At 66.0% G+C, this 23897-nt stretch carries 30 protein-coding genes and 1 pseudogene; 16 read left to right on the top strand and 15 right to left on the bottom strand.

The window, feature by feature from the left end:
* Positions 1-124: 124 nt before the first annotated feature.
* Positions 125-1159: an aspartate-semialdehyde dehydrogenase gene (locus K2Y56_RS07770; RefSeq protein ID WP_292506713.1), complete on the bottom strand. Its 1035-nt coding sequence runs from the start codon at positions 1157-1159 to the stop codon at positions 125-127.
* A gap of 388 nt (positions 1160-1547) precedes the next feature.
* Here K2Y56_RS07770 and K2Y56_RS07765 point away from each other — a divergent pair, with 388 nt between their 5' ends.
* Both K2Y56_RS07765 and K2Y56_RS07760 read left to right on the top strand, forming a co-directional pair.
* Positions 1548-2402 (top strand): hypothetical protein, encoded by an 855-nt coding sequence (locus K2Y56_RS07765; protein WP_292506711.1) that lies wholly within the window; start codon positions 1548-1550, stop codon positions 2400-2402.
* Positions 2403-2510: 108 nt separating this feature from the next.
* The gene (locus K2Y56_RS07760) at positions 2511-2921 is read left to right on the top strand and encodes a hypothetical protein (protein ID WP_292506709.1); all 411 of its coding nucleotides are present in this window, start codon (positions 2511-2513) and stop codon (positions 2919-2921) included.
* Between the two features lie 82 nt (positions 2922-3003).
* Here the strand turns inward: K2Y56_RS07760 and leuB are convergent, their stop codons facing one another.
* A complete protein-coding gene (gene leuB / locus K2Y56_RS07755) occupies positions 3004-4113 on the bottom strand; it encodes a 3-isopropylmalate dehydrogenase (RefSeq protein WP_292506708.1) in 1110 nt (369 codons plus the stop codon).
* 65 nt (positions 4114-4178) lie between these two features.
* A complete protein-coding gene (locus tag K2Y56_RS07750; protein ID WP_292506706.1) occupies positions 4179-5141 on the bottom strand; it encodes a polyprenyl synthetase family protein in 963 nt (320 codons plus the stop codon).
* 99 nt (positions 5142-5240) lie between these two features.
* Here K2Y56_RS07750 and mtgA point away from each other — a divergent pair, with 99 nt between their 5' ends.
* The 4 genes from mtgA (at position 5241) to K2Y56_RS07730 (ending at position 8640) form a co-directional block, all read left to right on the top strand.
* Entirely contained in the window at positions 5241-5930 is a 690-nt protein-coding gene (gene mtgA, locus K2Y56_RS07745; protein ID WP_292506704.1) for a monofunctional biosynthetic peptidoglycan transglycosylase, read from the top strand.
* Between the two features lie 141 nt (positions 5931-6071).
* Entirely contained in the window at positions 6072-7070 is a 999-nt protein-coding gene (locus tag K2Y56_RS07740; protein ID WP_292506702.1) for a DUF4424 family protein, read from the top strand.
* Between the two features lie 31 nt (positions 7071-7101).
* Positions 7102-7683, top strand: a complete 582-nt coding sequence (locus tag K2Y56_RS07735; protein ID WP_292506700.1) for a hypothetical protein — start codon at positions 7102-7104, stop codon at positions 7681-7683.
* Positions 7684-7836: 153 nt separating this feature from the next.
* Positions 7837-8640, top strand: a complete 804-nt coding sequence (locus tag K2Y56_RS07730; protein WP_292506698.1) for a hypothetical protein — start codon at positions 7837-7839, stop codon at positions 8638-8640.
* A gap of 35 nt (positions 8641-8675) precedes the next feature.
* On the opposite strand, the gene K2Y56_RS07725 is transcribed toward K2Y56_RS07730, so the two are convergent.
* Positions 8676-9920 (bottom strand): argininosuccinate synthase, encoded by a 1245-nt coding sequence (locus K2Y56_RS07725; protein ID WP_292506697.1) that lies wholly within the window; start codon positions 9918-9920, stop codon positions 8676-8678.
* Between the two features lie 178 nt (positions 9921-10098).
* Between K2Y56_RS07725 and K2Y56_RS07720 the strand changes: the two genes are divergently transcribed.
* Positions 10099-10725 (top strand): 2-hydroxychromene-2-carboxylate isomerase, encoded by a 627-nt coding sequence (locus K2Y56_RS07720; protein WP_292506695.1) that lies wholly within the window; start codon positions 10099-10101, stop codon positions 10723-10725.
* 69 nt (positions 10726-10794) lie between these two features.
* Here K2Y56_RS07720 and K2Y56_RS07715 read toward each other — a convergent pair whose 3' ends face one another.
* Complete coding sequence (locus tag K2Y56_RS07715) at positions 10795-11091, bottom strand: hypothetical protein (protein WP_292506693.1); 297 nt, start codon at positions 11089-11091, stop codon at positions 10795-10797.
* Positions 11092-11104: 13 nt separating this feature from the next.
* Positions 11105-11521, bottom strand: a pseudogene (locus tag K2Y56_RS26455) (type IIL restriction-modification enzyme MmeI); the annotation flags it as partial.
* A 242-nt stretch (positions 11522-11763) separates the two neighbouring features.
* Here K2Y56_RS26455 and ruvC point away from each other — a divergent pair.
* Complete coding sequence (gene ruvC, locus K2Y56_RS07705) at positions 11764-12327, top strand: crossover junction endodeoxyribonuclease RuvC (protein ID WP_292506689.1); 564 nt, start codon at positions 11764-11766, stop codon at positions 12325-12327.
* Positions 12328-12348: 21 nt separating this feature from the next.
* Here the strand turns inward: ruvC and K2Y56_RS07700 are convergent, their stop codons facing one another.
* Positions 12349-12924 carry a YgjV family protein gene (locus K2Y56_RS07700; RefSeq protein ID WP_292506687.1) on the bottom strand — a complete coding sequence of 192 codons (576 nt, stop codon included), beginning with the start codon at positions 12922-12924 and terminating at the stop codon, positions 12349-12351.
* Positions 12925-13148: 224 nt separating this feature from the next.
* Here K2Y56_RS07700 and ruvA point away from each other — a divergent pair, with 224 nt between their 5' ends.
* The 3 genes from ruvA to bfr all read left to right on the top strand — a co-directional run bounded on the left by ruvA (position 13149) and on the right by bfr (position 14715).
* Positions 13149-13766: a Holliday junction branch migration protein RuvA gene (ruvA, locus tag K2Y56_RS07695; protein ID WP_292506685.1), complete on the top strand. Its 618-nt coding sequence runs from the start codon at positions 13149-13151 to the stop codon at positions 13764-13766.
* A 145-nt stretch (positions 13767-13911) separates the two neighbouring features.
* Positions 13912-14184, top strand: coding sequence for a (2Fe-2S)-binding protein (locus tag K2Y56_RS07690; RefSeq protein ID WP_292506683.1), 273 nt, complete (start codon positions 13912-13914; stop codon positions 14182-14184).
* 33 nt (positions 14185-14217) lie between these two features.
* Positions 14218-14715, top strand: coding sequence for a bacterioferritin (gene bfr / locus K2Y56_RS07685; protein WP_292506681.1), 498 nt, complete (start codon positions 14218-14220; stop codon positions 14713-14715).
* Between the two features lie 84 nt (positions 14716-14799).
* On the opposite strand, the gene K2Y56_RS07680 is transcribed toward bfr, so the two are convergent.
* The 3 genes from K2Y56_RS07680 to K2Y56_RS07670 all read right to left on the bottom strand — a co-directional run bounded on the left by K2Y56_RS07680 (position 14800) and on the right by K2Y56_RS07670 (position 16158).
* Positions 14800-15048: a DUF2188 domain-containing protein gene (locus tag K2Y56_RS07680; protein ID WP_292506679.1), complete on the bottom strand. Its 249-nt coding sequence runs from the start codon at positions 15046-15048 to the stop codon at positions 14800-14802.
* Positions 15049-15112: 64 nt separating this feature from the next.
* Positions 15113-15340, bottom strand: coding sequence for a hypothetical protein (locus K2Y56_RS07675; RefSeq protein ID WP_292506678.1), 228 nt, complete (start codon positions 15338-15340; stop codon positions 15113-15115).
* A gap of 272 nt (positions 15341-15612) precedes the next feature.
* A complete protein-coding gene (locus tag K2Y56_RS07670; RefSeq protein WP_292506677.1) occupies positions 15613-16158 on the bottom strand; it encodes a glutathione peroxidase in 546 nt (181 codons plus the stop codon).
* Between the two features lie 160 nt (positions 16159-16318).
* On the opposite strand from K2Y56_RS07670, the gene K2Y56_RS07665 reads away from it, so the two are divergent.
* Positions 16319-16846, top strand: a complete 528-nt coding sequence (locus K2Y56_RS07665) for a PRC-barrel domain-containing protein (protein ID WP_292506676.1) — start codon at positions 16319-16321, stop codon at positions 16844-16846.
* Between the two features lie 31 nt (positions 16847-16877).
* Here K2Y56_RS07665 and K2Y56_RS07660 read toward each other — a convergent pair whose 3' ends face one another.
* Positions 16878-17171, bottom strand: coding sequence for a histidine kinase (locus K2Y56_RS07660; RefSeq protein WP_366848441.1), 294 nt, complete (start codon positions 17169-17171; stop codon positions 16878-16880).
* A gap of 364 nt (positions 17172-17535) precedes the next feature.
* On the opposite strand from K2Y56_RS07660, the gene argJ reads away from it, so the two are divergent.
* The 3 genes from argJ to K2Y56_RS07645 are packed head-to-tail and all read left to right on the top strand — an operon-like array spanning position 17536 to position 20733.
* Positions 17536-18786, top strand: a complete 1251-nt coding sequence (argJ, locus tag K2Y56_RS07655) for a bifunctional glutamate N-acetyltransferase/amino-acid acetyltransferase ArgJ (protein WP_292506673.1) — start codon at positions 17536-17538, stop codon at positions 18784-18786.
* Positions 18783-19187: a (deoxy)nucleoside triphosphate pyrophosphohydrolase gene (locus K2Y56_RS07650; protein WP_292506672.1), complete on the top strand. Its 405-nt coding sequence runs from the start codon at positions 18783-18785 to the stop codon at positions 19185-19187. The genes argJ and K2Y56_RS07650 overlap by 4 nt, the downstream gene beginning before the upstream one ends.
* A gap of 52 nt (positions 19188-19239) precedes the next feature.
* Positions 19240-20733, top strand: a complete 1494-nt coding sequence (locus tag K2Y56_RS07645; protein ID WP_292506670.1) for a DUF6880 family protein — start codon at positions 19240-19242, stop codon at positions 20731-20733.
* A 168-nt stretch (positions 20734-20901) separates the two neighbouring features.
* Here K2Y56_RS07645 and K2Y56_RS07640 read toward each other — a convergent pair whose 3' ends face one another.
* The 3 genes from K2Y56_RS07640 to K2Y56_RS07630 all read right to left on the bottom strand — a co-directional run bounded on the left by K2Y56_RS07640 (position 20902) and on the right by K2Y56_RS07630 (position 22869).
* Positions 20902-21252, bottom strand: a complete 351-nt coding sequence (locus K2Y56_RS07640) for a DUF427 domain-containing protein (RefSeq protein ID WP_292506669.1) — start codon at positions 21250-21252, stop codon at positions 20902-20904.
* Positions 21249-22148: a methyltransferase domain-containing protein gene (locus tag K2Y56_RS07635; RefSeq protein ID WP_292506668.1), complete on the bottom strand. Its 900-nt coding sequence runs from the start codon at positions 22146-22148 to the stop codon at positions 21249-21251. Before K2Y56_RS07635 ends, K2Y56_RS07640 begins: the two co-directional genes overlap by 4 nt.
* A gap of 199 nt (positions 22149-22347) precedes the next feature.
* The gene (locus K2Y56_RS07630; protein ID WP_292506666.1) at positions 22348-22869 is read right to left on the bottom strand and encodes a hypothetical protein; all 522 of its coding nucleotides are present in this window, start codon (positions 22867-22869) and stop codon (positions 22348-22350) included.
* A gap of 108 nt (positions 22870-22977) precedes the next feature.
* On the opposite strand from K2Y56_RS07630, the gene K2Y56_RS07625 reads away from it, so the two are divergent.
* Positions 22978-23499: a hypothetical protein gene (locus K2Y56_RS07625; RefSeq protein WP_292506665.1), complete on the top strand. Its 522-nt coding sequence runs from the start codon at positions 22978-22980 to the stop codon at positions 23497-23499.
* A gap of 14 nt (positions 23500-23513) precedes the next feature.
* On the opposite strand, the gene K2Y56_RS07620 is transcribed toward K2Y56_RS07625, so the two are convergent.
* On the bottom strand, positions 23514-23849 hold the full coding sequence (locus tag K2Y56_RS07620; RefSeq protein WP_292506663.1) for a hypothetical protein: 336 nt from the start codon (positions 23847-23849) through the stop codon (positions 23514-23516).
* Between the last annotated feature and the right edge of the window lie 48 nt (positions 23850-23897).

The raw sequence follows: 23897 nt of genomic DNA, 5'->3' as shown, positions 1-23897 counted from the left end.
GCAAGACTTTCATCCTAACGCCTGGACTGGCCTTGGCTCCGACGAAAAACGCCGTCCCGTTGAACGGGACGGCGTGGATTAAGGTGTCGCCTCAGAGCCTGAGACGATTTGGACGTGGCTTAGCTCAAGCGGCCTGACGGCTCGCTCCGATGAGCTTCCGGTTGATCAGCATCTCGGCGATCTGCACGGTGTTGAGTGCCGCGCCCTTGCGCAGGTTGTCGGACACGCACCAGAACGAGAGGCCGTTCTCCACGGTGGAGTCGGAGCGGATGCGCGAGATGTAGGTCGCATCCTCTCCCGCCGCCTCGTGCGGGGTCATGTAGCCGCCGGGCTCGCGCTTATCGACGACGAGGATGCCCGGCGCCGCGCGCAGGATGGCGGTGGCCTCCTCCGGCGAGATCGGATGCTCGAACTCGACATTCACCGCCTCCGAATGGCCGATGAAGACCGGCACCCGCACGCAGGTGGCCGTGAGCTTGATCTTGGGATCGAGCATCTTCTTGGTCTCGGCGACCATCTTCCACTCTTCCTTGGTGGAGCCGTCGTCGAGAAAAACGTCGATCTGCGGGATGACGTTGAAGGCGATCCGCTTGGGGAACTTCTCCATCGTCATCTGGCCGGCGGTGAAGACCGAGCGGGTCTGCTGGAACAGCTCGTCCATCGCTTCCTTGCCGGCGCCCGAGACCGATTGGTAGGTCGAGACGACGACGCGCAGGATCTTGGCGACGTCATGCAGGGGCTTGAGCGCGACCACGAGCTGCGCCGTGGAGCAGTTCGGGTTGGCGATGATATTCATCTTCGAGAAGCCCGAAAGCGCCTCCGGGTTCACCTCGGGCACGATCAGCGGCACGTCCTGATGGTAGCGGAAGGCCGACGAGTTATCGATGACGACGCAGCCGGTCTGACCGATGCGCGGCGACCATTCCTTCGAGGTCTCGCCGCCAGCCGACATCAGGCAGATGTCGGTATCGGAGAAATCGTAATCGTCGAGCGCCTTCACCTTCAGGATCTTGTCGCCGAAGGAGACCTCCTGGCCCTGACTCCGGCGCGAGGCGATCGCGACGACCTCGTCGGCCGGGAAGGCGCGTTCGGCGAGAATGTCCAGCATCTCGCGTCCGACATTGCCCGTCGCACCGACGACGGCGACCTTGTAACCCATCTCATTCACTCCGCTTCGTGAGGGCGCCGACCCGCGGCCAACCGGCCGAGACGCCTTACGGCGCCGAGCGCTCCCTCCTTCTTCCTGACCGCTGCGCCGACGGGCCTGTTCGGGCCGCGACGTTCTTGACGGACCGGCATGCCCGCCATCGGGCAACAGGATCGGCCCCACACACCATGTGGTGCCGAGGCCAAAGCGCACCAAGACGCCTCGGCTCACCGACTGTCAAGACTTTCCCGGCCCTACGCGGCCGGTCCTCGGGCAGGCAACGATCCGTTCACCGCGTCACCCGAAACAATCCGGCCTGCATGAGCTTCGAAACCCGATCTCATTCCTTCGTGACCGATACGTGCTCCGGAACCGTGAGGAGCGAGCGATCACAAGAGCCATGACACGCGATGCCAAGCCGGGAAGCGACGAGGTGGGCCATCATGCGCCGACGAGGGCGTTCATGCGGGCAGGCTTTGCGGTTCTGGCGATCGGAGCGCTCAGCCTCCTTGCCTGGAAACGACCGGCGCCTTCTCCCTCGATCGCTATCGGAGAGGATGCCGGACTGGCCCTCGCCTTCGTCCCGAAGGCGTCAGCTGCGGCTCGTCCTGCGATTCCTGTACGGCAGGACGGACCGCGCTATGTTCTTCACGGGTCGCAGGATGTCGATCAGCTACGAGCTGAACCGCCGCGCCTCAACGCTGCGAACGGGCTGCGTGAAGACATCCTCAGCCGCGGCGAATTCCCGGCGATCGAGACACCCCATCTGCGCCTCGCGATCAGCGAAGGGCCGGCCGGTCACGCAGCGCTCTTCGTCACTCTGGTTCGCCGCGCGGCGGATGGACCCGGCCTGTTCATCTCCCGCACCGGCGAGCGAGGTCGCATCGACAGCAAGTTCGGCCCTGTGGAGACCGTCGAGACGACCCTCAAGGCGCTCTCTCGGGATGGCGGCAGCCGGATGTGCACCGGCTTCGTCACGCGCCCGCCTGCCAGAGTGAACATCGATGGATGGCTGTGCGCCCCCCTCGGCCAGCCGCCAGAGCCTCGCGCCATCACCTGCGCCCTCGACAATCTCACAAGGAACGGCCAAGCTTCTTCTGCGTGGGACGATGCGCCCGGCGACGTGCAAGCTGCTGCTCGCGCGGCTGCCGAGTGCGGAACGGCGTCGTTCGTTGCAAGCCAGACCGAGTGGATCGGCGGCGGGCGACCTCGGAATGAGGCGAAACTGCGGCGAACTGCGCAAGCCAGGCCTTAATTGCGGAACCGCGCCCGCGCTTGAACGTCATCCAATTATGAGAGGCTGGCGTCTGCCGCCCGGCCTCACCGGATCCTAGACCGTCGTATTTCAGAACGAGGTGCCATCATGCGCTCTGCCACCGTTGCCCTCCTTGGGACTTTGACCGTCCTCGGCTCCCTGTCCGGCCCCGGCGCCGTTTCGCCCGTCGAGGCACAGCCCCGCTTCGTCGAGCGCGTCGGTCCGGCCCTGCCGATCCGCATCCGTCCGCGCAGCTGGCTCGACGGAGGCAACGTCGTCGAGCCTGGCAACGGCTCCGTGAGCAACCCGGCCACGAACCCGCAGTTCATCGCGGCATCGAACCAGCTGAACCCGGTCTATGGCCGCAACGACCGTTTCGGCGGCGGCATTCTGCCCGACCCGATCACCAACGGCCCCTTCATCGGCGCCCGGTCGGCAGCTCTTCGGAACGTGGACTTTTCCGGCATCGACGCGATCGACTCGACTTCGTACGTCGCCCGCTACGGAAACCCATACTGAGTCCAATCCGATCGGGATTGAGTGTGAAAAGGGCGCCGATCCGCGAGGGTCGGCACCCTTTTCATTTGGCCGTCCTCCAAAATCAGCGCAGGCGCGACCGGAGGCTCGCCGTGACCGCCTCGCCCATGGCCGTGGTCCCGATCGGCTTTGCGCCCGCTCCCGCGATGTCGCCGGTCCGGGCCCCGGCCGCCAGGGTGTCGGTGATGGCTGCCTCCACGAGATCGGCTGCCTCCCCGAGACCGAAGGAGTAGCGCAGCGCCATCGCCAGGGACCCGATCATGGCGATCGGGTTGGCAAGGTCGCGCCCGGCGATGTCGGGCGCCGAGCCATGCACGGGCTCGTAGAGCGCCTTGCGGCTGCCCTTGGCATCGACGGCACCGAGTGAAGCGGAAGGCAGCATGCCAAGCGACCCAGTCAGCATCGCCGCCACGTCGGAGAGCACGTCGCCGAAGAGATTGTCGGTGACGAGCACGTCGAACTGCTTGGGTTTGCGAACGAGCTGCATCGCGCAGTTGTCGGCGAGCACGTGTTCGAGAGCGATATCCGGATAGTGCTCGCCATGAACGCGGGTGACGACCTCCTTCCAGAGGACGCCGGACTTCATTACGTTATGTTTCTCGGCCGAGGCGACCCGGCCGGACCGCTTGCGGGCGAGATCGAATGCAACATGGGCGATCCGTTCGATCTCAGCGGTGGTGTAGACCTGGGTGTCGACGGCGCGCTTCGAGCCGTCGGGCAGGACCGTGATCTCCTTCGGCTCTCCGAAATAGACTCCCCCTGTGAGCTCCCGCACGATCATGATGTCGAGGCCCTCGACGAGGTCGCGCTTGAGGGCCGAGGCATCGGCCAGGGCCGGATAGCAGATCGCCGGGCGCAGGTTGGCGAAGAGCCCGAGATCCTTGCGGAGGCGCAGGAGCCCGGCCTCGGCGCGGATCTCGTAGCGGACGCCGGCCCATTTCGGGCCGCCGACGGCGCCGAGCAGGATCGCGTCGGCCGCATCCGCACGGGCGAGGGCGGCATCGGTGAGGGGAACGCCATGCGCATCGATGGCGCAGCCGCCGACGAGGTCGCGCTCGATCTCGAACTTCGCAAGGCCGGCCTCGCTCAGTACGGCGAGCACGACTTCGACTTGAGCCATGACTTCGGGACCGATGCCGTCACCGGGGAGGAGCAGGAGCTTGTAGGACGTCATGGGGTCAACTCGCTAACATGGTTGTCTGCGGAAACCTCGCCCGCAGCCGTGAGGGCCGATCCGTCTCACACCTGACGCGCAACGGTGAACCGCGCCGCCTGGCGCAGGGTTTCGGCCCTGTCGCCCCAGGCGGCGACGGCCTCGTCGCAAACTCCGACCAGCCGGTCGCATTCGGCACGCGCGCCATCGAGGCCTAGGCGGTCGACGAGGGTCGCCTTGCCGGCGTCTTTGTCCTTGCCCGTGGCCTTTCCCATCGCCTCAGGGGACGCCTCGCGGTCGAGGATGTCGTCGGCGATCTGGAAGGCCTGTCCGAGGGCGAGGCCATAGCGCAGGAGCGCTTCGCGCTGATCGGGCGTGGCACCGCCGACGAGGGCGCCGGCCTCCACCGAGAAGGCCAGGATCGCGCCTGTCTTCATCGCCTGAAGCTGAAGCGTGTCCTCGACGGTGAGCGAGACCGTACCGAAGCGTCCCTCGGCCCCGAGGTCGAGGATCTGGCCGCCGACCATTCCGCCGAGGCCCGAGGCACGGGCGAGACCGAGCACCAGGTCGGCGCGGATGGCGTGATCGTGCTGCCAGGTTGAATCGGCCAGGATCTCGAAGGCGAGGGTCTGCAGGGCGTCACCGACGAGGATCGCGGTCGCCTCGTCATAAGCCTTGTGGACGGTGGGCTTGCCGCGGCGCAGGTCGTCGTCGTCCATGGCCGGCATGTCGTCGTGGACGAGGGAGTAGCAATGGACAAGCTCGATCGCCGAGCCGGCGGCCAGCGCCCCGGCCTCGTCACCACCGAGCATGCGCGCGGTTTCCACAGCCAGGAACGGCCGCAACCGCTTGCCGCCGCCGAGGACGGCGTGACGCATCGCCTCCATCAGCCGAACCGGCCGTGCGATCTCGCCGGGCTGAGTCTCGGCTCCGAGCCGCTCCGCGAGGAAGGCTTCCACCGCGTCGGCGACGGCGCTGAGCTTGTGGGTAAAGTTGTCCCCGGCCGCATCCAGCTTGACCGAAGCGTGCGATGGTTGCGTTGAGCTCATGGTCGGTCAGGCTTTCGAGAGTCGCAGCGAGGCGAGTGTGACGTGTTGCGTGCGGAGAAGCGTGATCAGGTCGGAGAGGACCATGTGGAGCGGCCATTGATGCCGGTGCGGCGGCAGACCAAGCGGCTGCGGCGCGTCGTCGGCGTCATCATGCTCCTCCCCCTCATCGTGTTGGCACTCTTCCTTGGCCTCGCGCTCGTCTATAGCGCGCTGCCGCCGCCCTCAACCCTGATGCTCGGGCGATGGTTGACGCTGCAGCCCGTCACCCGAGACGCGGTGGGGCTCGACGCGATCTCACCGCTGCTGGTCCAGGCAGTGATCGCCTCGGAGGACCAGCGCTTTTGCCAGCACGGCGGCGTCGACTGGGACGCTCTTCGCGACGTCGTCGACGATGAGGAGGGCCCGAGCCGCGGCGCCTCCACGATCTCGATGCAGGCGGTCAAGAACGTCTTCCTGTGGCCAGGCCGGTCCTTCATCCGCAAGGGGCTCGAGATCCCGCTCGCACTGATCGTGGACACCCTTTGGGGTAAGAGGCGGATGATGGAAGTCTATCTCAATGTCGCCGAATGGGGGGAAGGAGTGTTCGGGGCGCAGGCCGCCTCACGGCACTGGTTCGGCAAGAGCGCCCGCGATCTCAGCCGCAACGAGGCCGCCCTGCTCGCCGCGGTGCTGCCGAATCCGAACCTGCGCTCGGCCGGCAAGCCCTCGCGCGGGGTGAGGGCGGCGGCCGCCCGCATCACCGCGCGGATGAACGGAGTCGGCGGGCTGATGGGGTGCCTGAAGGACTAGGATACCGACGACAACCCGTTTTGCGAGATGCCCGATGGTTGAGACGAAAAGAGTCTATGTCGCCAACCATCGCGGTGGCAGAGTGATGACATCCCCCGCCGCCGCTCCGGCGCCGCCTCTTCTCTTCAGTGTCGTCCAGCCATGATCAAAGCCGCGATCCGCACGTCGTGCATGGTCCTCGCCGCACTGATGTCGGTCTCAACGACCGTCCCGGTTCGAGCCAACGACAGTGCCGCCGAACTCGACGCCGGCGGCCTCGTCCTCGTCAAGGATCCCGATGTCAGCCTCGTTCGTGAGGATCTCCGCCTCGGTCTCGATCGCATCACCGTACGCTACGTCTTTCGCAATCGTTCGACGAGCCCTCGTACCCTTCGCGTGGCGTTTCCGCTCCCGCCTATCGACGGTGCCGAACTCGTCACGTCGGCGCAAAGCCTGCCAGACGAATCCACTTCCAACTTTGTGGGCTTCTCCGTTTCGGTCGATGGCACTGCGCTGACCCCCGCGCTCGAGGAGCGCGCCTTTATCGGGACCCGCGAAGTCGGCGACGTGCTGCGGAAGCACGGCATTCCACTGAACCCTATGCGACGGACCGACGTCGAAGCGGCTTTGGCCAAGCTCGCTCCGGCGGCGAAAGCCGAACTCATTGCCGCCAGGCTCATCCCGGAAGAGGAGGGCCCGGAAGGCGGATTATGGCGCAGCGAGGCCAAATTCCATTGGGATCAGACGTTTCCGCCCGGGCGCGACCTCGTCGTCGAACATGCCTACCGTCCGGTGAACGGCAGCCTCCTCATCGGGCGGAGCGATCTGACTGACCGCTCGTTCCGCGCCCGCTACTGCCTCGACGATTCGGGCGTCGCGGGCCTGAAGCGGCTCCTCGTCGGCAAGGGACGCGACGGCCTCCTCAACGCCGCGGTCGTCCCCTACATCGTGACGACCGCACGCAACTGGGCCGGTGCCATCGGCACCTTCGTCCTGACCATCGACAAGGGTGCGCCGACCACCCTGGTGAGCCTGTGCCGTAGCGGTCTCGTCAAGACCAGCCCGACCACCTTCACCTTCACGGCCACCGACTACGTTCCCGACGAAGACCTGCGTGTGCTCTACGTCTCCCCTGATGCGAAGGCGCTCGGCATCCGGTAGACGACGTCGGAAAACTCCCTTGGAGATCCCGATGACCGAGCCGACCTTCGAATTGACCCTGGAGCGGATCGCGCTGATCCGCCGGATGGTCGTCGCGTGGAATCGGACCGCCGCCGGTGCGCCGATCATCCATCCCGATGCGCCCTACGGCAGCACCGACCGCGACGGCGATATCTTCAACGTGACAGGCGATGATGACGGTGCCGACGAGGAGCACCGTGCCCTGGGTGATGCGCTGGCGGTGTTCTGCCGGAACGCCGTGCTCAAGCCGGGTCGCTACGCCTACCACAACACCCTCGCCAAGCTCTCCTCCGAGGATGTCGGCGACGTGTTTCGCGATGAGGAGACCGGGGAGACCCCGGAGCACGTTACCTTCGATGTGAAGGCCGAGCATGTCGCGCTGATCCCGGCGCTCGCCATCGTCTGGGACAACGCCCGCGACGTGCCGGCGATCGATGCGGCGGAGCCCTATGGACCGCACCGCGCGGTGGCCGACCTCGGCGCCCTGCATCACGAGATGCAGCCGGCACTTCAGATTTTTCTGCGGTATGCCGATCTCGGGCCGGGGCTTTTCGTCGGTTTCGGCGCCAGTCCCCAAGCCGATCAGGGCTGACGCAGCGATCCAAGCTTTCAAGCGCGATCATTCGCTCCGATCGATTATTTGCGCACCTTGGGTTTCCCGCCTGAATTGTTGTCTGATATTTGTCCTCTTGACTAATTTTAAAATCTAATCACTATAGATTTTATCAGTCAATAGGATCCAGTCATGCTTCAAAAGATCGAGGTTCTTTTGAATGCCCTCAATAGAATCGCGCTAAAGTTTTTGGATATTCGCGATCCTTCCCCGCTTTTGAAGGTCACTTTCGTCTCTGTACTAATTTTAATTGGTGTGTTATTTGTAAGTAAATTAGCTTCAACGGAGAGTTTTTTGGGTACACTGGCTGGCGCTTTCATTGGAGCCGCTGTCAGCGCAGTTTGTGGGTTTTTGACGACTGAGAAAGGGCTGTCGCGCGAAGAGCTTACAAATGTGGTGGATCATGCTTTGGCAAATCCGAAAGCCGGCAGACGGCCGATCGATATCGATGAGATCCGAAAACTAAAGTACTTTTACTACCATACCAGCGATGCAAATGGCCCCTTTTGGATGCATCTAAAGTTCGAAAACTATAAACTGACGTCTCCGTTCAATGCCTCGATCTCGGTGGATATACCGAAGAGCAGAAACGTTCACAAATATAATTTTGAAATATTCATTTCCGAACCAAATCTCATACTCAGAGTAAAATCAGATGACGACCGCGAAAAAACTGCGCTGCATGTCATTTTCGATTACTGCGTCAAACTCAGCAGCGAGAACGGAGGCTATTTCGGCTTTCATAGTCACTTAAATTGGAACCGAAAGGATAGGATAAATCCTCTGCTCTTACTTGAAGATCCTCTGCCTGGAACCGTAGGGATCGGCCGACAGCCCGCAGAAACTGGCAGCCTGATATTCCGTAAGTGGCTCCAGCTAGCGGACAATAGCCTGGACGATATAGGATTTCTGCTCAAGGAAAGTGCTGCCGAGTAACGGCGACACCTTATGATCGGCGCCTTGCGGAATAGTTACTCGCTCAAAACCTTTTTCCGCCGCTGCGCCAATGTCCGCAGCCTGAGTGCGTTGAGCTTGATGAAGCCCGCCGCGTCGCGATGGTCGTAGGCGACGGCGCCTTCCTCGAAGGTGACGAGGTCCTGGTCGTAGAGCGAATTCGGGCTGGTGCGGCCGATCACGTGGATGCCGCCCTTGTAGAGCTTCAGTCGTACCTCACCGGTGACCATCTCCTGGCTTTTGTCGATGAGCGCCTGCAGCATCTCGCGCTCGGGGCTGAACCAGAAGCCGTTGTAGATCAGCTCCGCATATTGCGGCATGAGCTGGTCCTTGAGGTGCGCCGCGCCGCGGTCGAGGGTGATCGACTCGATGGCGCGGTGGGCCGGGAGAAGGATGGTGCCGCCCGGCGTCTCGTACATGCCGCGGCTCTTCATGCCGACGAAACGATTCTCGACGAGGTCGAGCCGGCCGATGCCGTTGTCGTGGCCGAGTTGGTTGAGCTTGGCGAGGAGATTCGCCGGGGAGAGCCGCTCGCCGTCGACCGAGACCGCATCCCCCTTCTCGAAGCCGATGGTGACCACGGTCGGCGTGTCGGGCGCCGCCTCCGGCGAAAGGGTGCGCGAGAAGACGTAGTCCGGCACCTCGTCGGCGGGGTCCTCCAGCACCTTGCCCTCGGAAGAGGCGTGCAGGAGGTTGGCGTCCACCGAGAACGGACTCTCGCCGCGCTTGTCCTTGGCGATCGGAATCTGGTGCTGTTCGGCGAAGGCGATCAGGGCCTCGCGGGACTTCAGGTCCCATTCGCGCCAGGGCGCGATCACGGTGACGTCGGGCTTCAGGGCGTAGTATCCGAGCTCGAACCGGACCTGGTCGTTGCCCTTGCCGGTGGCGCCGTGGCAGACCGCGTCGGCCCCGACCCTCTCGGCGATCTCGATCTGCTTCTTGGCGATGAGCGGGCGGGCGATCGAGGTGCCGAGGAGATAGACGCCCTCGTAGACGGCGTTGGCGCGGAACATCGGAAAGACGTAGTCGCGCACGAATTCCTCGCGCAGGTCCTCGATGAAGATGTTCTCGGGCTTGATACCGAGCAATTCCGCCTTCTTGCGCGCCGGCTCCAACTCTTCGCCCTGGCCGAGATCGGCCGTGAAGGTGACGACCTCGCAGGCATAGGTGGTCTGCAGCCATTTCAGGATGATCGAGGTGTCGAGGCCGCCCGAATAGGCGAGGACGACCTTCTTGACGGACTTCTGGGTATCGGCTGCCATCGGTCTCGCTTCGCTCACCGGTTCGAGGGTCGGCGCGGCTTATCAGCCGAGCACTGTGGCGTGCAACCGGCATGCCGTCCGGGGCGTTCGATGAACTTGCCAGTGGCGCGACGCCGTCTTGCGGGAAACTACGCGTCGCGTCACGGTGGCTTCCGAGAAACGAACGGAGACGCGACGCATGGCGCGACGGCCGACTCTCGAATTCTGGTATGAGTTCGCGTCCACCTATTCCTACCTCGCCGCCATGCGGATCGAGCGACTCGCCGAGGAAGCCGGCGTCGAGATCCGGTGGAGGCCCTTCCTTCTCGGGCCGATCTTCGCGGCGCAGGGCTGGAACTCCTCTCCCTTCAACCTCTACCCGGCCAAGGGCCGCGCCATGTGGCGCGACGTCGAGCGCGAGGCCGCCCGGCTCGGCCTGCCGGCCCTCAAGAGACCCGATCCCTTTCCGCAGAACAGCCTCAGCGCCACCCGTGCCGCCACCTACGGCATGGATCACGACTGGCTCGTGCCGTTCTCCAAAGCCGTCTTCGAGAGCGCCTTCGCCAAGGGGCAGTCCATCGCCGAACCGCCGGCCATTGTGGCCCTCCTGAACGACCTCGGCCTCGACGGCACCGTGATCTTGAAGGCCGCCGCCTTGGAAACGAACAAGGGCCGCCTGCGGGTGAACGGCGAGGAGGCACGCTCGCGCGGCATCTTCGGTGCGCCGACCTTCCTCACCGATGACGGCGAGCTGTTCTGGGGCAACGACCGGCTGGAGCAGGCGCTGGCCTGGGCCGTGGGCGACCGGCCGATCGGGATCCGATAGGCCTGCAGCGCTGCGCATGCTCTCCCCGGCACTGCCCCTCGCCGCAGAGAGGCGAGGGTCTGCGCGCCCTCACGCCGCCCGCAGCGCCACGTAGCGGCCGTCGTCGGTCTCGACGATGCGGCCGTAGAGGGCGAGGCGGCCGAGGCTCTGCGTGACGCGGGCCTCGATGCGCTTGCCGCCGCGCTTGAACCCGCGCGCCACCTCGGCCGGTGCCATGGGTTTGGCCGCCGCGCGCAGAAGCGCCTCCACCGCGAGCGGCTGGTCGTAGCGGTCCTTCGGGAAGTCGGGCAGGCCGGTCCCGGATCGCCGGATCGCGTAGGTCCTCGAGGAAGATTCGGAACCCCTTGCGGTCGGGGAACTGGACATAGGCCCGGCCGGTGCCGGTGAAATCGGAGAAGATCTCGAAGCCGTGGCCGACGTCGCAGGTGATGAGGAAGGGCGGGGCGGCGTGCTCGGAATCGAGCAAGAAGACGTAGCCTTCCGCCTGCCGCCGCGCGTTCTGCATCATCACGTCCCAGCCGCGGGCGGCGGAGCGGCGCCCGAGGTGCTCGGGCTCGTCGGCGAACAGGTTCGGCTGCGTCTTCAGGGCGTTCTTCTTGCCCGGCAGGCGCGATTGCTTCGCCTCCAGGATGAAATGCCCGCGCTTGTAGAGGTCGATGCGCTTGGGCGCCGTGCCGCCGTCGCTCTCGCGCGGTCGCACCGCTCGCTCGAACACGTAATCATTGCGGGCGGTGTCGGCCCCAGCGGGGTCGGGCGGCTTGACGCCAAGGATGCCGCACAGCTCGGTGAGGAACATCTGGTAGTTCGCGCGCTCGGCGCCGCCCTCGCGCGCCGTCCAGCGCGTGATGAAATCCTCGACGTCCACGCCCGCTCCCCTCAGCTTTGCCGCCACAGAAGCAAACTCGCGCGGGATCGGCAAGGCGGATACCGATACAGGCAGCGGTTGAAGTCGTCGGCGGAGTCGATGCTCGTTTGGCGAAACCTCCCGTTCACGGTATGTGCTTAAGGCTTGCCGGCCGAACAGCCCGAAGGCTCTCCATGATCACGCCCGTCCGCCTGCTCGGCATCGATCCGGGCCTTCGCCGTACCGGCTGGGGTGTGATCTCGGTGACCGGGACCAAGCTGACCTTCATCGATTGTGGTGTCGTGACCTCGGATGGCGACCTGCCGCTGGCCCTTCGCCTGCGCGAATTGCACGAGGGCATCACCCGCGTGGTGCGGGATTTCGCGCCGGACGAGGTCGCCGTGGAGGAGACCTTCGTCAACAAGGACGCGCAGGCGACGCTCAAGCTCGGTCATGCCCGCGCCATCGCCCTGCTGGTGCCGGCGCTCGCCGGGCTGCCGGTCTCGGAATACGCGGCCAATCTCGTCAAGAAGACCGTGGTCGGCTCCGGCCATGCCGAGAAGGCGCAGATCCAGGCCATGGTGAAGTTCCTGATGCCGAAGGCCGAGTTCCGCACCGCCGACGCCGCCGACGCGCTGGCCATCGCCATCACCCATGCCAATCATCGCGGCGCCCAGGCGATCCGGCGCCATCACGCGGCCGGCCCGGTCGGAACGCTCGCGGCCGCCCGCATCGCGGCCGCGCTCGCCAAGGGATAGGGCGAGGTCGCTTCGAGCCGGTCAGGTCGGCGCGAGGCGCGTCCCCGCGCGATCCGGCCGCTCGGCACGGGCGAGCGCGATGGCGAGGCCCGACATCGTCAGGACGTCGCAGGTCAGCCCGAAGACCGAGCCGACGAGGAGGTTGTGGCCGGCCCAGCTCAGGCTCGCGCCGAGAAAGAGATGCCGCATCGCCCGCGCGTCGCCCTGCAGGCGCGCCGCCGTGGCGAGGAGCGCCCCGATTCCGGCGCAGGCCGAGGGCCATCCGTTCCAGGTCGTCAGCGTCAAACAGGCGGCGAGTAGGCTCGTCGCCGCGAACAGGGGCGCGACGAAGGCCGCCCGCCGGTCGGGGCCTATCGCCGTCGCGGCGACGAGGCTCTGAAGCATGGAGACGGCGCACATGGCTGTGCCGGTGAGTGCTCCAAGTTTCAGGAAGTGAAAGCCGAAAGCGGTCGCGCACGCAGCCGAGGTCAGAAGCATCCAGCTCCGACGCGGCATGATACCGGCAGCAAACCCAAGGCAAAGGCCTGTCATTCCAAAGATGTCGAGGTGAGCCTCGGCTGCCTTCCAAGACGCTTCAACGAAATCCAGGGGTGCCATGATCTGCGCTCGACTGGCGCCCGATCGCGCCCGATACAGTCGAGGCGGTATTCCGCCATGGTAACCGGTTCGTTAACGGTTCGGTCGCCGACGCGCGATGTGGCGCCCGCGCCATACCCGTGAACCATAGCCGAATGTGGCGTCGGGCGGTGCGGCCCTGTAGGCAGCCTATATGCCGATGGCTCGGCGCCGGCACGCACTCAACCCAGGCACGGACCCGCACGATGATCGGCAAGCTCAAGGGCGTGGTGGATTCCTTCGGCGAGGATTTCGTCATCCTCGACGTCAACGGCGTTGGCTACGTCGTGCATTGCTCGGCCCGCACCCTGCAGCGGCTCGGCAAGGAAGGCGAGCCCGCCACACTTTCCATCGAGACCCATGTGCGCGAGGACATGATCCGCCTCTACGGCTTCCGCTCTGACGCCGAGCGCGAGTGGTTCCGACTGCTCCAGGGTGTGCAGGGGGTCGGCGCCAAGGTGGCGCTCGGGGTGCTTTCGGTGCTGGAGCCCGGCCCCCTCGCCACCGCCATCGCCACCGGTGACAAGACCGGGATCAGCCGTGCGCCGGGCGTCGGCCCTCGTCTCGCCGCGCGTCTCGTGGCGGAACTGAAGGACAAGGCTCCCGCCTTCGCGGCCATCGACCCCGCGGTGATCGCGCTCTCCGGTGCCGTTCAGGACCGGACGGCACCGCAGGCGACGGCGGACGCGGTCTCGGCTCTGGTCAATCTCGGCTACGCCCCGGTCCAGGCCTCCTCCGCCATTGCGGTGGCCCTGCGCGAGGCGGGGGAAGAGGCGGAGGCCAAGGTTCTGATCCGGCTCGGGCTGAGGGAGCTTGCGCGCTGAGAAGGCCTGGGTTAAGTTGTTGAGAATAAAGCAGTTTTCAACAATTCCAATCTAGTGTGCAACGCCGTGATGTTCTTGGATTTTTTGCCCTGCCTGATATCGTTCCGTTGCACCTGTCCCGTCGCCTCGGGGGTGTGAGGCGGCCATGATCGTATGTTCCTGTAACGTCCTGTCGGACGGTGCCGTGCGCGCCTGCCTGAGCCGCGGCCCCGACTGCCCGCGCACGCCTGCCCAGGTCCATGCCTGTCTTGGATGTAGCCCGAAATGCGGCGGCTGTGCCCGCACGATCCGCTCGATCATGCAGGCTGCGTTGCAAGGCGCGGCGAAAGAGTCGCTCGGCCATGCATGCGGCGAGGGTTGCGCCAGCTCCTGTAGTTTGGTTCTATTCCAAAGTGCGGAGGAGGGAATCACGGCCTGATCGGTCTCCTTCCGTGGTGAAGGAGAGTACGACGTGAAGGGTGACACCAAGGTAATCGAGTATCTCAATCGAGGTTTGCGCAGCGAGTTGACGGCAGTGAGCCAGTATTGGCTCCATTTCCGCATGCTGAACGATTGGGGCTACATCGATCTCGCCAAGTTCTGGCGCAAGGAATCGATCGAGGAGATGAACCACGCCGATCGCTTCGTCGATCGCATCCTGTTCCTCGACGGCTTCCCAAACCTGCAGCTTCTCGATCCGTTGCGGATCGGTCAGAATGTCGAGGAGATCATCGCCTGCGATCTCGCCGCCGAGAACGAAGCCCGCGCCCTCTATCTCGAAGCCGCCCAATACTGCGATTCGATCAACGACCGAGTCTCGAAGATCCTGTTCGAGACCCTGGCCGCCGACGAGGAGGGCCATATCGACTTCCTCGAGACCCAGCAGAACCTGATTGCCCAGATCGGCCTGCCGCTCTACTCGCAGAAGCATATCGGCGGGCTCGAGGCGATCGCACCGGAAACGGATTGATCGACTGATCGAAAGACCGCTCTTTCCCGGATCGCCGCCGCTCGGGCGCCGGATATCCGTGGGAGAGCGGGGATGGGATCGGGATCAGGCTGTTCCGTCCTCGACTTTCGCGGTCGGCCGGTCGTCGCCCTGGGCGGTCTCGTCGTGCCAGGCGCCGGCTTCGTCCTGGTAGCGGATACCTGTCGTGGAGCCCGGCACCTGCTGCTCGGCCGCCGCGGCCTGGGCCGCCTGGAGCGCGTCCTCGCGGCTCGGAAAGGTCTCGGAGAAGGCGTCGCCGACCTTGTAGGCGTATCCGCCGTCATGCTCGACGATGCGATAGGTGACTTCGCTCATGGCGTTCCCTCTGGCGTTGACACTCTCGTCAGCGCGAACGGATCGGGGGCCGTGGGAGTTCCGCTCAGTGCCGGGCGAGGACCGGCCAGGCGGTCACGGCGATGGCCGCCTCGCAGGCGGCGATGAGCGAGCCCCGCTCGTCGGCAGGATCGTATCCGGCGCCGTCGGCAAGCGCGAGAAGCTGGGTTGCGTCGTCGTCCTCGCGCCGGATCCGGCACAGCCAACCTTCTGGTGTCCGCTCGAAACCGATGGTGAAGGTCTTGCCGTCCCGCTCGATTTTGTGGGGTCCCATCGCGCCGCTTCCTCGTTAAGGGCCTGAGCTCGAGCCGACAGCCCCCCTGCGTGAGGACTTCCTATGCTACGACCCGCTCTTGTCCTGCTGGCCTTCGCCCCGCTTGCCGGCTGTGGAACGCCTTCCGAGAGAACGCCCGGTTCCGCTGCGCCAACGAACCCCTTCGCCTCGAACTACGCCTCGGACCAACGGGATGCGACGCCGGCACAGAAGCGCAGGGCGGCGGAGGACGAGCGACGCTCGGCCCTCGCACCGCCCCGCGCGGTCGTGCCTTAGGCGAGCTCGTTGGCGATCGCCGTCACGATGCGCGGATCGTTGGGTTCGACGAAGGATGGGTACGCACCGACGATCGTGCCATCGCGACCGATCAGGTATTTGTGAAAGTTCCAATTGGGGGTCGATCCCGGCTTCTCGCCCGCGGCCCAGCGGTAGAACGGATGGGCCTGCGGTCCGCGCACGTGGGTCTTGGCAACGATCGGGAAGGTGACCCCGTGATTCTGCCGGGCCGCCTCCGCGATGGCGATCCCGTCCAAGGGCTCCTGATTGCCGAAATCGGGCGAGGGCACCGCGATCACAGTGAGGCCCCGGCCGCCGAAGCGGGTCCACAGCCCCTGCAGACCGGAGAACTGTCCGGCATAGCCGCAGGCGGTAGCGGTGTTCACGACGAGGATCGGCTTGCCCGCATGGGCCGAAAGCGGCAGTGCGCCGCCCTCAGGTTTCACGAATGTGAAATTAGCAGCGGTTTCGCCGGCACGTGCTGAGCCGGAGGCGAGGCCGAAACCGAGGAGCAGGAGGGCCTGGCGGCGTAGGATCGACATGGACGACTCCCTAGGAACACTCCGCCAGGCGAATGGCGGGCTCGCGGCGAAGATAGGCCGATCCGCCACGGCTTCCATTGTCCTGTCGCCGCAGGGGGAACTTTCCCGTCATCCTAAGCTTGTGCGAGGGCCATCGCAGACGAACGGAAAGACCACGACCATGCGCAACCTGTTGCTGGGAACGCTCCTTCTCGCCGGGAGTACGGTTAACGCGCTCGCTCAGGGGCCAGCGCCCGCCCCCGCTGCTCCGGCGACCCTCACGAACGACTTGCGCCCGACCTTCGTCGCGCAAGGTCCAAACGACCGGGTTGCCACGAAGCTCATTGGCCTCTCGATCCAGAACGGGGCGAACGAGACGATCGGCCAGATCGCGGACCTGGTCCTCGATGAGCAGAGCACCGTGAAGGCCTGGGTCGTCGGCGTCGGCGGGTTCCTCGGAATCGGCACGAAATACGTCGCCGTCGATCCGACCGCGCTCAAGCTCACCCGCGCCGACGAGAAGACCCTCAAGGCCTCGATCGATACGACCAAGGACCAGCTTCGCGCCGCGCCGGAATACGTCTATCTCGGGTCCAACAAGCCGGCCTCCACCGGAAGCACCGAGACGAAGAGCGAGACCAAGACCGCTCCAGCCGATTCCACGACGTCACCTGCCGGCACTGGCAACACCGCTCCGGAAGCCAGATAGATCGGGATTGACAACACCGCCCGATTCCGTCTCAGGCCCGGGTCGTCAGCGCCTCGCGAACGGTGCTGGCGACGGCATCCGCCCGCGGGTCTGGAGCCACGAACAGGGATCTCGGCGCCAGACCCTCGGTTTCGCGCCAAGCCCTGTCGGTGAGATCGCGGGCGAAGACGATGCGAAGGTCGGGGCGCAAGGCCCGCGCCTCCACGGCGAGCTTGGCAGAGCAAAGTTCGCCCTGCAGCGTGACGTCGGTGACGAGAACGTCCACGGGCAGGCCGAGGGCCAGCACCGTCATCGCATCGATGCCACAATCAACTGTCGTCGCCACGTAGCCGGCTCGCCGGATCTGACAGGCGACCTCATCACGCCAATGCTTCTGGCGTCCCGCGATCAAAACCTGAACGCCATAGGCTCCCCCAGGGGAGCTCGACGAACCCAGGGTTGAGATGTCTCGCGCGTGCTTTGACATTCCCGTGCTAATCACCTCGATTGAGTTGCGGTGCAGCATGGTATGTTACTCGGTCTCGCCGACACAAGACCGTCATGGTGTGAGAATCAGGCAGAGTCTGGTGAATTCTTGGGCAGATGGAATCGTTCCGGCGGTTGACGGTTCCTGCGCCTCCGGGGCAACACCGGCCGCGCCGCCGATCGCTCGGATCGCCCGCGGCAGGAAGAGCGGAGCCTCGCCCACGATGTCCTCAGCGAAAGCCGTTCCCGTCTCCCCGCTTGCCCCCACGACCTATCCGGACCTGCCGGCCATCGCCGGTGTCGGCATCGCGACCGCGCAAGCCGGCATCCGGTATTCCGGTCGCACCGACGTGCTCTACGTCGCCCTCGCTTCGGGGACCGAGGCCGCGGGCGTCTTCACCCGCTCGAAATGTCCCTCGGCGCCGGTAGATTGGTGCCGCGCGGCATTAGGCTCGCCGGGGGCGCGCGTGCTCGTCGTCAATTCCGGTAACGCCAACGCCTTCACCGGAGCGCGCGGCCGTGACGCGGTGGAGCTGACGGCAGCGATCGCCGCACGTGCCGCCGATTGCGCTCCCGAGGAAGTATTCATTGCATCGACCGGCGTCATCGGCGAACCGCTCGACGCCAGCAAGTTCGAGGGCGTCTTCGCCGATTGCGCAGGCCGCACGGAGACGGGTGCCTCCGCCTGGGCGTCGGCCGCGCATGCGATCATGACCACCGACACATTCCCGAAGCTGGCCACACGCCAAGCCGAGATCGACGGCGTCACGGTAACGATCAACGGCATCGCCAAGGGCGCGGGCATGATCGCTCCCGACATGGCGACGATGCTGTCCTTTGCCTTCACGGATGCGGCTCTCCCGCGGTCCGTGCTCCAGGCACTGCTCTCCTCCGGCACGAAGACGAGCTTCAACTGCGTCACCGTCGACGGCGACACCTCGACCTCGGACACGCTGATGCTGTTCGCGACGGGCGAGGCCGGCAATCGCCCGATCTCGGACTCCGCCGACCCGGCCCTCGCCGGGTTCAAGGCGGCCCTCAACGACCTGTTGATCGAGCTCGCCCAACTCGTCGCCAAGGACGGCGAGGGCGCACGGAAGTTCGTCACCGTCGAGGTCGGCGGCGCAACCGACGATGCTTCCGCCCACCGCATCGCCCTCTCCATCGCCAACTCGCCGCTGGTCAAGACCGCGATCGCCGGAGAGGACGCCAACTGGGGCCGCGTGGTCATGGCGGTCGGCAAAGCGGGGGAACCGGCCGACCGCGACCGCCTCTCGATCTGGTTCGGCGACATCCGCGTCGCGCATCAGGGCGCCCGCGATCCCGCCTACAGCGAGGAGGCGGCCAGCGCCGTCATGCGCGAGCCCGACGTTACCGTCCGGGTCGATATCGGCCTCGGCAGCGGGACGGCGCGGATCTGGACCTGCGACCTGACCTCCGGATACATCGCGATCAACGGCGACTATCGCTCGTGAAGCTCCTCCTGGTCGTCGCCGTCGCCCTCGTCGATGCCGACGGAAGGGTCTTGCTTGCCCAGCGCCCGCCGGGCAAGCAGCTCGCCGGCCTGTGGGAGTTCCCAGGCGGCAAGGTCGAGGCCGGCGAGCGGCCGGAGGAGACTCTGATCCGCGAACTCGCCGAGGAGCTCGGGATCGTCGTGAATGAGGCTTGCCTCGCGCCGCTCACCTTCGCGAGCTATCCGTATCCTGATTTCCACCTCCTGATGCCGCTTTATATTTGCCGGCGCTGGGAGGGCATCCCGGCGCCTCTTGAGGGGCAGGGCCTGAAATGGGTGCGCCCGCGCGACCTCAAGGACCAGCCGATGCCGCCCGCCGACGCGCCGCTGATCCCGTTCCTCGTCGATCTTCTCGGTCCTTGATCCAGGCTGGCGCGATGGGGCAGCCTGTCGGCCGAGCGAGGGAGAAGAGTTCATGGCGCGAAAGGCGTCCGCCGCGCCGAAGATGCAGCCGCCGGCCGAGAAGCCCAAGCGCGCCTCGCGCAGGACGACGCCATCACCCGAGACCCTCTCGGCCCTCGGCCTCGAGCGCCTGATCGCGGTCATTCTCGACGAGACGGCCCAGAACCCGGCCTTCCGGAAGCGGGTCACCGCCGCGATCGCCAGCCTGCAGGGTCCGGACGCGGTGGCGGCCCTCATCGACCGGCGCCTCACCGCCCTGGAGCGGGCGGGAGGCTTCATCGACTGGCAGAAGCGGCGCGCCTTCACCGCCGACCTCCGGGCGACGATCGCCACCATCACCCGCGAGCTCGTTCCCCTCGACCGCGACCAGGGCCTCGACCGGCTCGTCCGCTTTCTCCTCGGCGCGCCCGGCGTCCTCGGGCGGGTCGAGGATGCCAATGGCCGGGTCCTCGGGATCTACGAGGACGCCACTCACGCCGCCGCCGACATCGCCGCGACGCTGCCCCCGGATCAGGTCGGCGTCTTCGCCGCCCGCCTCGTCATCTATCTGAAGTTCGATCCTTTCGGGATCATCGAGGCCCTGCTCCTCACCCTGGTGCCGGGCTTGCCCGCCGCGGCCATCCCCGGCCTCGACCGGGATCTCGCGGAAGCGGCGGACGCCGCCAAGCCGAAGGCATCGAGGGACTGGAATGCGGAGATGCGCTGGATGCGCCTCGTCCGCCTGCGCCAGGCCTTGGCCGACCGGCAGGGCGATGTCGACGGCTTCATTGCGCTGGAGACGATGGTTTCCCCCGAGCGGCCGAACCGGATCGCGGTAGCGAGCCGGTTATTGACCGCAGATCGGCCCGGGGAAGCCCTCGACTGGCTGCGGCGAGCGCAGAAGCCCGGAATCCGCGTTCTCACCCGAGAGGCGATGATCGGTGGGAACCCACAGCCTGAGGAGCCGGAACGGGAACGTCTCGCCCTCGAGGCCGCCATCCTCGACGCCCTCGGCCGGAATGCCGAGGCGCAGGCCCTTCGCTGGGCGCGGTTCGAGGAGACGTTGGATGCCGAGATCCTGCGCGACTATCTCGCCAAGCTCCCGGATTTCGAGGACGAGGAGGCGCTTGAGCGGGCCTTCGACCACGCCGCCACCCATCCTCAGCCCTACCGGAGCCTCAACTTCCTGATCCGCTGGCCCCATCTCGACCGCGCCGCCCGCCTCGTCGAGGCGCGTGCCGCGCTCTGGGAGGGCGATCGCTACGAGGTCCTGGGCCCCGCCGCCGAGGCCCTGGCGCAGGACCATCCCATTCCCGCGAGCCGGCTCTATCGCCTGCTCGTGGAAGACATCCTCGAATCCGGCCGCTCGGCCGCCTACGGCCACGGCGCCAGCTACCTGGTGCAGCTCGACACCCTGGCCGATGCGCTCCCGCCGGGAAGCCTGACGCCCGACCATGCCGCCTGGCGCCAAGGACTTCGCAAGGCGCATGGGAGGAAGGCGGCGTTCTGGTCGCTGGTGGGGCGGTGATGGGGGCGCAAGCCTCGGAATCAGGCTGCCGTCGTGTCGTGCGGCGGTACTGCCAACCCCCCGTCATCCCGGGTTCGCCTTCGGCGCCCCGGGATGACAGTGAATCGTGATTAAGTGCGTCGAACTATTGGAAGCGCTCTCCCTAGTCCCGACTTCGGGCCAGGAGCCTCACCCCCGTGCCACCTCCTCGATCCCATCGACGCGGCTCGGGTAGAACGCCAGGTGATCCTTGATCGCCGCGACGGCGGGAATCGGGTCCTCGTAGCTCCAGACTACGTCCGGCTTCGTCCTCCCGTTGACGCTGACGGCGTAGTAGCTCGCCTCGCCCTTGAACGGACAGCTGGTGCGGGTCGCGGTCTTCGTGAAATGCTCCCAGCGCGCATCGGAGCGCGGAATGTAGAGCACCGGCGGCGAGCGCCCCTCCACGAGGCTGAGTGCGGCGTCGGTTTCGGCGATGATGGTGCCCCCGAGGCGGACCGTGACGCGGTTGGGGCTCGGGGTGATGGTGATCGCGCTCATGGCTCTCTTTTCGAGTCGAGGAAAGGAACGTGCTCGGTGGTACCTAGGGCGTCGGCGAGGCGGGCGCCGGCGCTGCCGGGCTTGAGAGGGACCTGCTGGCTCTCGTGCGGGGCCCAGCCGGAGACCCAGACCAGTTCGAAGCTCGCCCGGACCCGCCCGTCCGGATCGGAGAACCGCTCGGCATAGAGCGCGGCGGCGCGCATCAGAGTCGCACGACGCAGGGGCGTGCGGCGGCGCTCGGTGAGCACGTTGGTCATCCCCATGGCCCTGAGGTCGCGCATGAGGGCGAAGGGGTCGGGATACCGCACGGTGACGAGGTCGGTATCCGTCACCGGAAGAGCAAAGCCCGCCCGCTGCAGCAACCCGCCGACGTCGCGCAGGTCGGCGAAGGGAGCGACCCTCGGGCTGATCCCACCCTCCACCTCGCTCTCGGCCTCACCGAAGGCCTGGCGCAATTCGATGAGGCTGCACCCGCCGAGGAAACAGCCGAGGAACAGACCGTCCGGCTTCAGGCACCGGCGCAGCTGCACCAGCGTGCCGGGCAGGTCGTTCACCGCGTGGAGCGCCAGGAGCGAGACTGCCAGGTCGAACCGAGCGGGCGCCAACGGCAGTGCCTCGGGATCGCCGATGGCCAGTAGCCCGCCCGATGTCTCCGGTGCGGAGGCGAGGCGCAGCACCGTCTCGGCTCGATCCGACAGCCGCAGGCGCTCGGCCACCATGGCGTTCGGCGTGGCGAGGTCGACCGCGACGGTGAAGCGCCGCAGGATGGCGCCGAGCCGGTCATCGAGGTCGTCGACGGCGCGGGCGAGCAGGAAATCGGCATAGCCTGCGCGGCGCGCCCGGATCAGGCGACGCCGGGCGAGCGCGGTGTCGAACAGGGGCGGCGGTACGGTCATGGCGCTCCGGTTTCTGGGTTCCTAACGCTTCGTCCTCAGAAGAGATTGGTTGTGGCTTGCTCGTGAAACATCGCCGGGCCGGATCGAGGGCGAATTGCGCGTCGGCTCGCTTGTATCGTCGCCACCGAGTCGAACCTCGTCGCGCGAAATCTCCAGTGCTTTCCCGCGAGTTGCCAATTCAGATGCTGTGGTCAGGTTACTATGTCCGATGGCGGCCTGACGGAATGGGACCATAAGCCTCCATCGCCGCGCGCACGCTCGGAAAATCTTTGTCTGTGCCGTTGGCGCTGAGGGTCAGGTCGCCGTAGCCGAGCAAGCGGTTCACGTATCTCAGCAAGCCGTTGACGGTCCTGGCCGGGTGACGGTCGGGCTCGCGCAACCAGATCGTCACGTAGGGGAGGCCGAAGGTCCGGCCCACGCGCCAGCGCTCGATCTCTGCCCAGGGGATCCGCGTCTGCGACCACCGCCGCCACAGCACGCCGCGTTCGTCGATCTCGATCAGCGGTTCCCGCAAGAAGAAGAGCTTCAGGCTGATCCCGAACCAGACCAGGATCGGCGCGAGGATTAGGAGCCCGACGATGCGAAGCACGATTGGTGCGCCGGGCAAAAGGACGAGATTCATGAATCCAGCGGCAGCAACCGGAAGAAAGCATGCCGTCACGGCAAGTGCCTGGAGCCTTGACGCGTAGGCGACGAAGACCGGCTTCTCATGTTGCTTCATACAGGGACCTTCGTTCCGATCCGTTCACTCATCGGAGGTGCCACGATTTGGCCTGTCGGGTGTCGCAGATCCCATGAGGTAAGCCTACAGCCAAGCGGAGCACTCCAAATGCGTGCGAGATTAGCCTTCATCGCCTCGGCGGTGCTCATGGCCTCGACAACCGCATGTCCTGCCGAGGCCGAGCAGCGGCGCGGACCAGACCGTCAGGTGGAACTCCCCGCAGATGCCGGCCTCGTCGTGGGGCATCAGGCGCGGCAGGGCCGAGCGGTGCTGGTCGAACTCGTCCCGCCGGGCGAAACCGTGCAGCGCTTCACGCGCATGGTCACCCTTCAGAGCCTCGTCGGCCTCGCTCACGTGCCGCAGCAGCAGGTTCTCGACCGCTTCTCCGCACAGTACCGCGCCAAGTGTCCTCGCGGCGTCGCGGCACCGTTCGGCGTGGAGGGACGCTTCGACGGCGTTCGGATCGACTGCCCGCTCCACCCCGCCACCGGCCGGATGGAGACGGTCTTCGCCCGCCTCGTCGATCTCTCGCCCAACATGGCGATGGTCCAGATCACCATGACGCGGGTACCCACTCCCGAGGAAAGCCGTTGGGCGCGCGACTACCTCGCCCGCGTCACGGTCCGCTGAACGAAGCCGGTTCGTCAGAAATTGAGCTTGAGGCTGACGGCGATCACGGCGGCGCTCACCAGCACCGAGGAGATGCAGAGGCCGATCGTGGCCCAGACCTTCAGCGTCTGTTCGGCCTGCGGATTGGCGGCGAAGTAGCCCCTGGACAGCCACCGCCCGAGAGCCTTCAGCAGGCTCCCGAGCCCGAGAAGGACTAGGATCGCCACGGGCCCGAAGAGGTCCGCCAAGGAGTCCGCCCCGCGCCGGGCCGGGAACAGCAGCGCGGCGACCATGGCGAGAAGCATGAGGAGGAGCAGGAAGTAGCTGACCCGCAACTGCTTCCAGCTGATCTCGTCCCTCTGCATCACCACCGACCCATGACATCGTCCGTCAACGTATGGAAGAGAATGTCAGACCCC

Origin of the sequence: Methylobacterium sp. (assembly GCF_019745455.1) — a bacterium.
Taxonomy (GTDB): domain Bacteria; phylum Pseudomonadota; class Alphaproteobacteria; order Rhizobiales; family Beijerinckiaceae; genus Methylobacterium.
The sequence above is the reverse complement of the archived record's forward strand: the minus strand, read 5'-3'. Positions and strand labels throughout refer to the sequence as shown.

Excerpts from the sequence above, each read along its gene's own strand:
- K2Y56_RS07770 (WP_292506713.1), bottom strand. The coding sequence starts at position 1,159 with ATGGGTTACAAGGTCGCCGTCGTCGGTGCGACGGGCAATGTCGGACGC.
- K2Y56_RS07765 (WP_292506711.1), top strand. The coding sequence starts at position 1,548 with ATGACACGCGATGCCAAGCCGGGAAGCGACGAGGTGGGCCATCATGCG.
- K2Y56_RS07760 (WP_292506709.1), top strand. The coding sequence starts at position 2,511 with ATGCGCTCTGCCACCGTTGCCCTCCTTGGGACTTTGACCGTCCTCGGC.
- leuB (WP_292506708.1), bottom strand. The coding sequence starts at position 4,113 with ATGACGTCCTACAAGCTCCTGCTCCTCCCCGGTGACGGCATCGGTCCC.
- K2Y56_RS07750 (WP_292506706.1), bottom strand. The coding sequence starts at position 5,141 with ATGAGCTCAACGCAACCATCGCACGCTTCGGTCAAGCTGGATGCGGCC.
- mtgA (WP_292506704.1), top strand. The coding sequence starts at position 5,241 with ATGCCGGTGCGGCGGCAGACCAAGCGGCTGCGGCGCGTCGTCGGCGTC.
- K2Y56_RS07740 (WP_292506702.1), top strand. The coding sequence starts at position 6,072 with ATGATCAAAGCCGCGATCCGCACGTCGTGCATGGTCCTCGCCGCACTG.
- K2Y56_RS07735 (WP_292506700.1), top strand. The coding sequence starts at position 7,102 with ATGACCGAGCCGACCTTCGAATTGACCCTGGAGCGGATCGCGCTGATC.
- K2Y56_RS07730 (WP_292506698.1), top strand. The coding sequence starts at position 7,837 with ATGCTTCAAAAGATCGAGGTTCTTTTGAATGCCCTCAATAGAATCGCG.
- K2Y56_RS07725 (WP_292506697.1), bottom strand. The coding sequence starts at position 9,920 with ATGGCAGCCGATACCCAGAAGTCCGTCAAGAAGGTCGTCCTCGCCTAT.
- K2Y56_RS07720 (WP_292506695.1), top strand. The coding sequence starts at position 10,099 with ATGGCGCGACGGCCGACTCTCGAATTCTGGTATGAGTTCGCGTCCACC.
- K2Y56_RS07715 (WP_292506693.1), bottom strand. The coding sequence starts at position 11,091 with ATGTCCAGTTCCCCGACCGCAAGGGGTTCCGAATCTTCCTCGAGGACC.
- ruvC (WP_292506689.1), top strand. The coding sequence starts at position 11,764 with ATGATCACGCCCGTCCGCCTGCTCGGCATCGATCCGGGCCTTCGCCGT.
- K2Y56_RS07700 (WP_292506687.1), bottom strand. The coding sequence starts at position 12,924 with ATGGCACCCCTGGATTTCGTTGAAGCGTCTTGGAAGGCAGCCGAGGCT.
- ruvA (WP_292506685.1), top strand. The coding sequence starts at position 13,149 with ATGATCGGCAAGCTCAAGGGCGTGGTGGATTCCTTCGGCGAGGATTTC.
- K2Y56_RS07690 (WP_292506683.1), top strand. The coding sequence starts at position 13,912 with ATGATCGTATGTTCCTGTAACGTCCTGTCGGACGGTGCCGTGCGCGCC.
- K2Y56_RS07680 (WP_292506679.1), bottom strand. The coding sequence starts at position 15,048 with ATGAGCGAAGTCACCTATCGCATCGTCGAGCATGACGGCGGATACGCC.
- K2Y56_RS07675 (WP_292506678.1), bottom strand. The coding sequence starts at position 15,340 with ATGGGACCCCACAAAATCGAGCGGGACGGCAAGACCTTCACCATCGGT.
- K2Y56_RS07670 (WP_292506677.1), bottom strand. The coding sequence starts at position 16,158 with ATGTCGATCCTACGCCGCCAGGCCCTCCTGCTCCTCGGTTTCGGCCTC.
- K2Y56_RS07665 (WP_292506676.1), top strand. The coding sequence starts at position 16,319 with ATGCGCAACCTGTTGCTGGGAACGCTCCTTCTCGCCGGGAGTACGGTT.
- argJ (WP_292506673.1), top strand. The coding sequence starts at position 17,536 with ATGTCCTCAGCGAAAGCCGTTCCCGTCTCCCCGCTTGCCCCCACGACC.
- K2Y56_RS07645 (WP_292506670.1), top strand. The coding sequence starts at position 19,240 with ATGGCGCGAAAGGCGTCCGCCGCGCCGAAGATGCAGCCGCCGGCCGAG.
- K2Y56_RS07640 (WP_292506669.1), bottom strand. The coding sequence starts at position 21,252 with ATGAGCGCGATCACCATCACCCCGAGCCCCAACCGCGTCACGGTCCGC.
- K2Y56_RS07635 (WP_292506668.1), bottom strand. The coding sequence starts at position 22,148 with ATGACCGTACCGCCGCCCCTGTTCGACACCGCGCTCGCCCGGCGTCGC.
- K2Y56_RS07630 (WP_292506666.1), bottom strand. The coding sequence starts at position 22,869 with ATGAAGCAACATGAGAAGCCGGTCTTCGTCGCCTACGCGTCAAGGCTC.
- K2Y56_RS07625 (WP_292506665.1), top strand. The coding sequence starts at position 22,978 with ATGCGTGCGAGATTAGCCTTCATCGCCTCGGCGGTGCTCATGGCCTCG.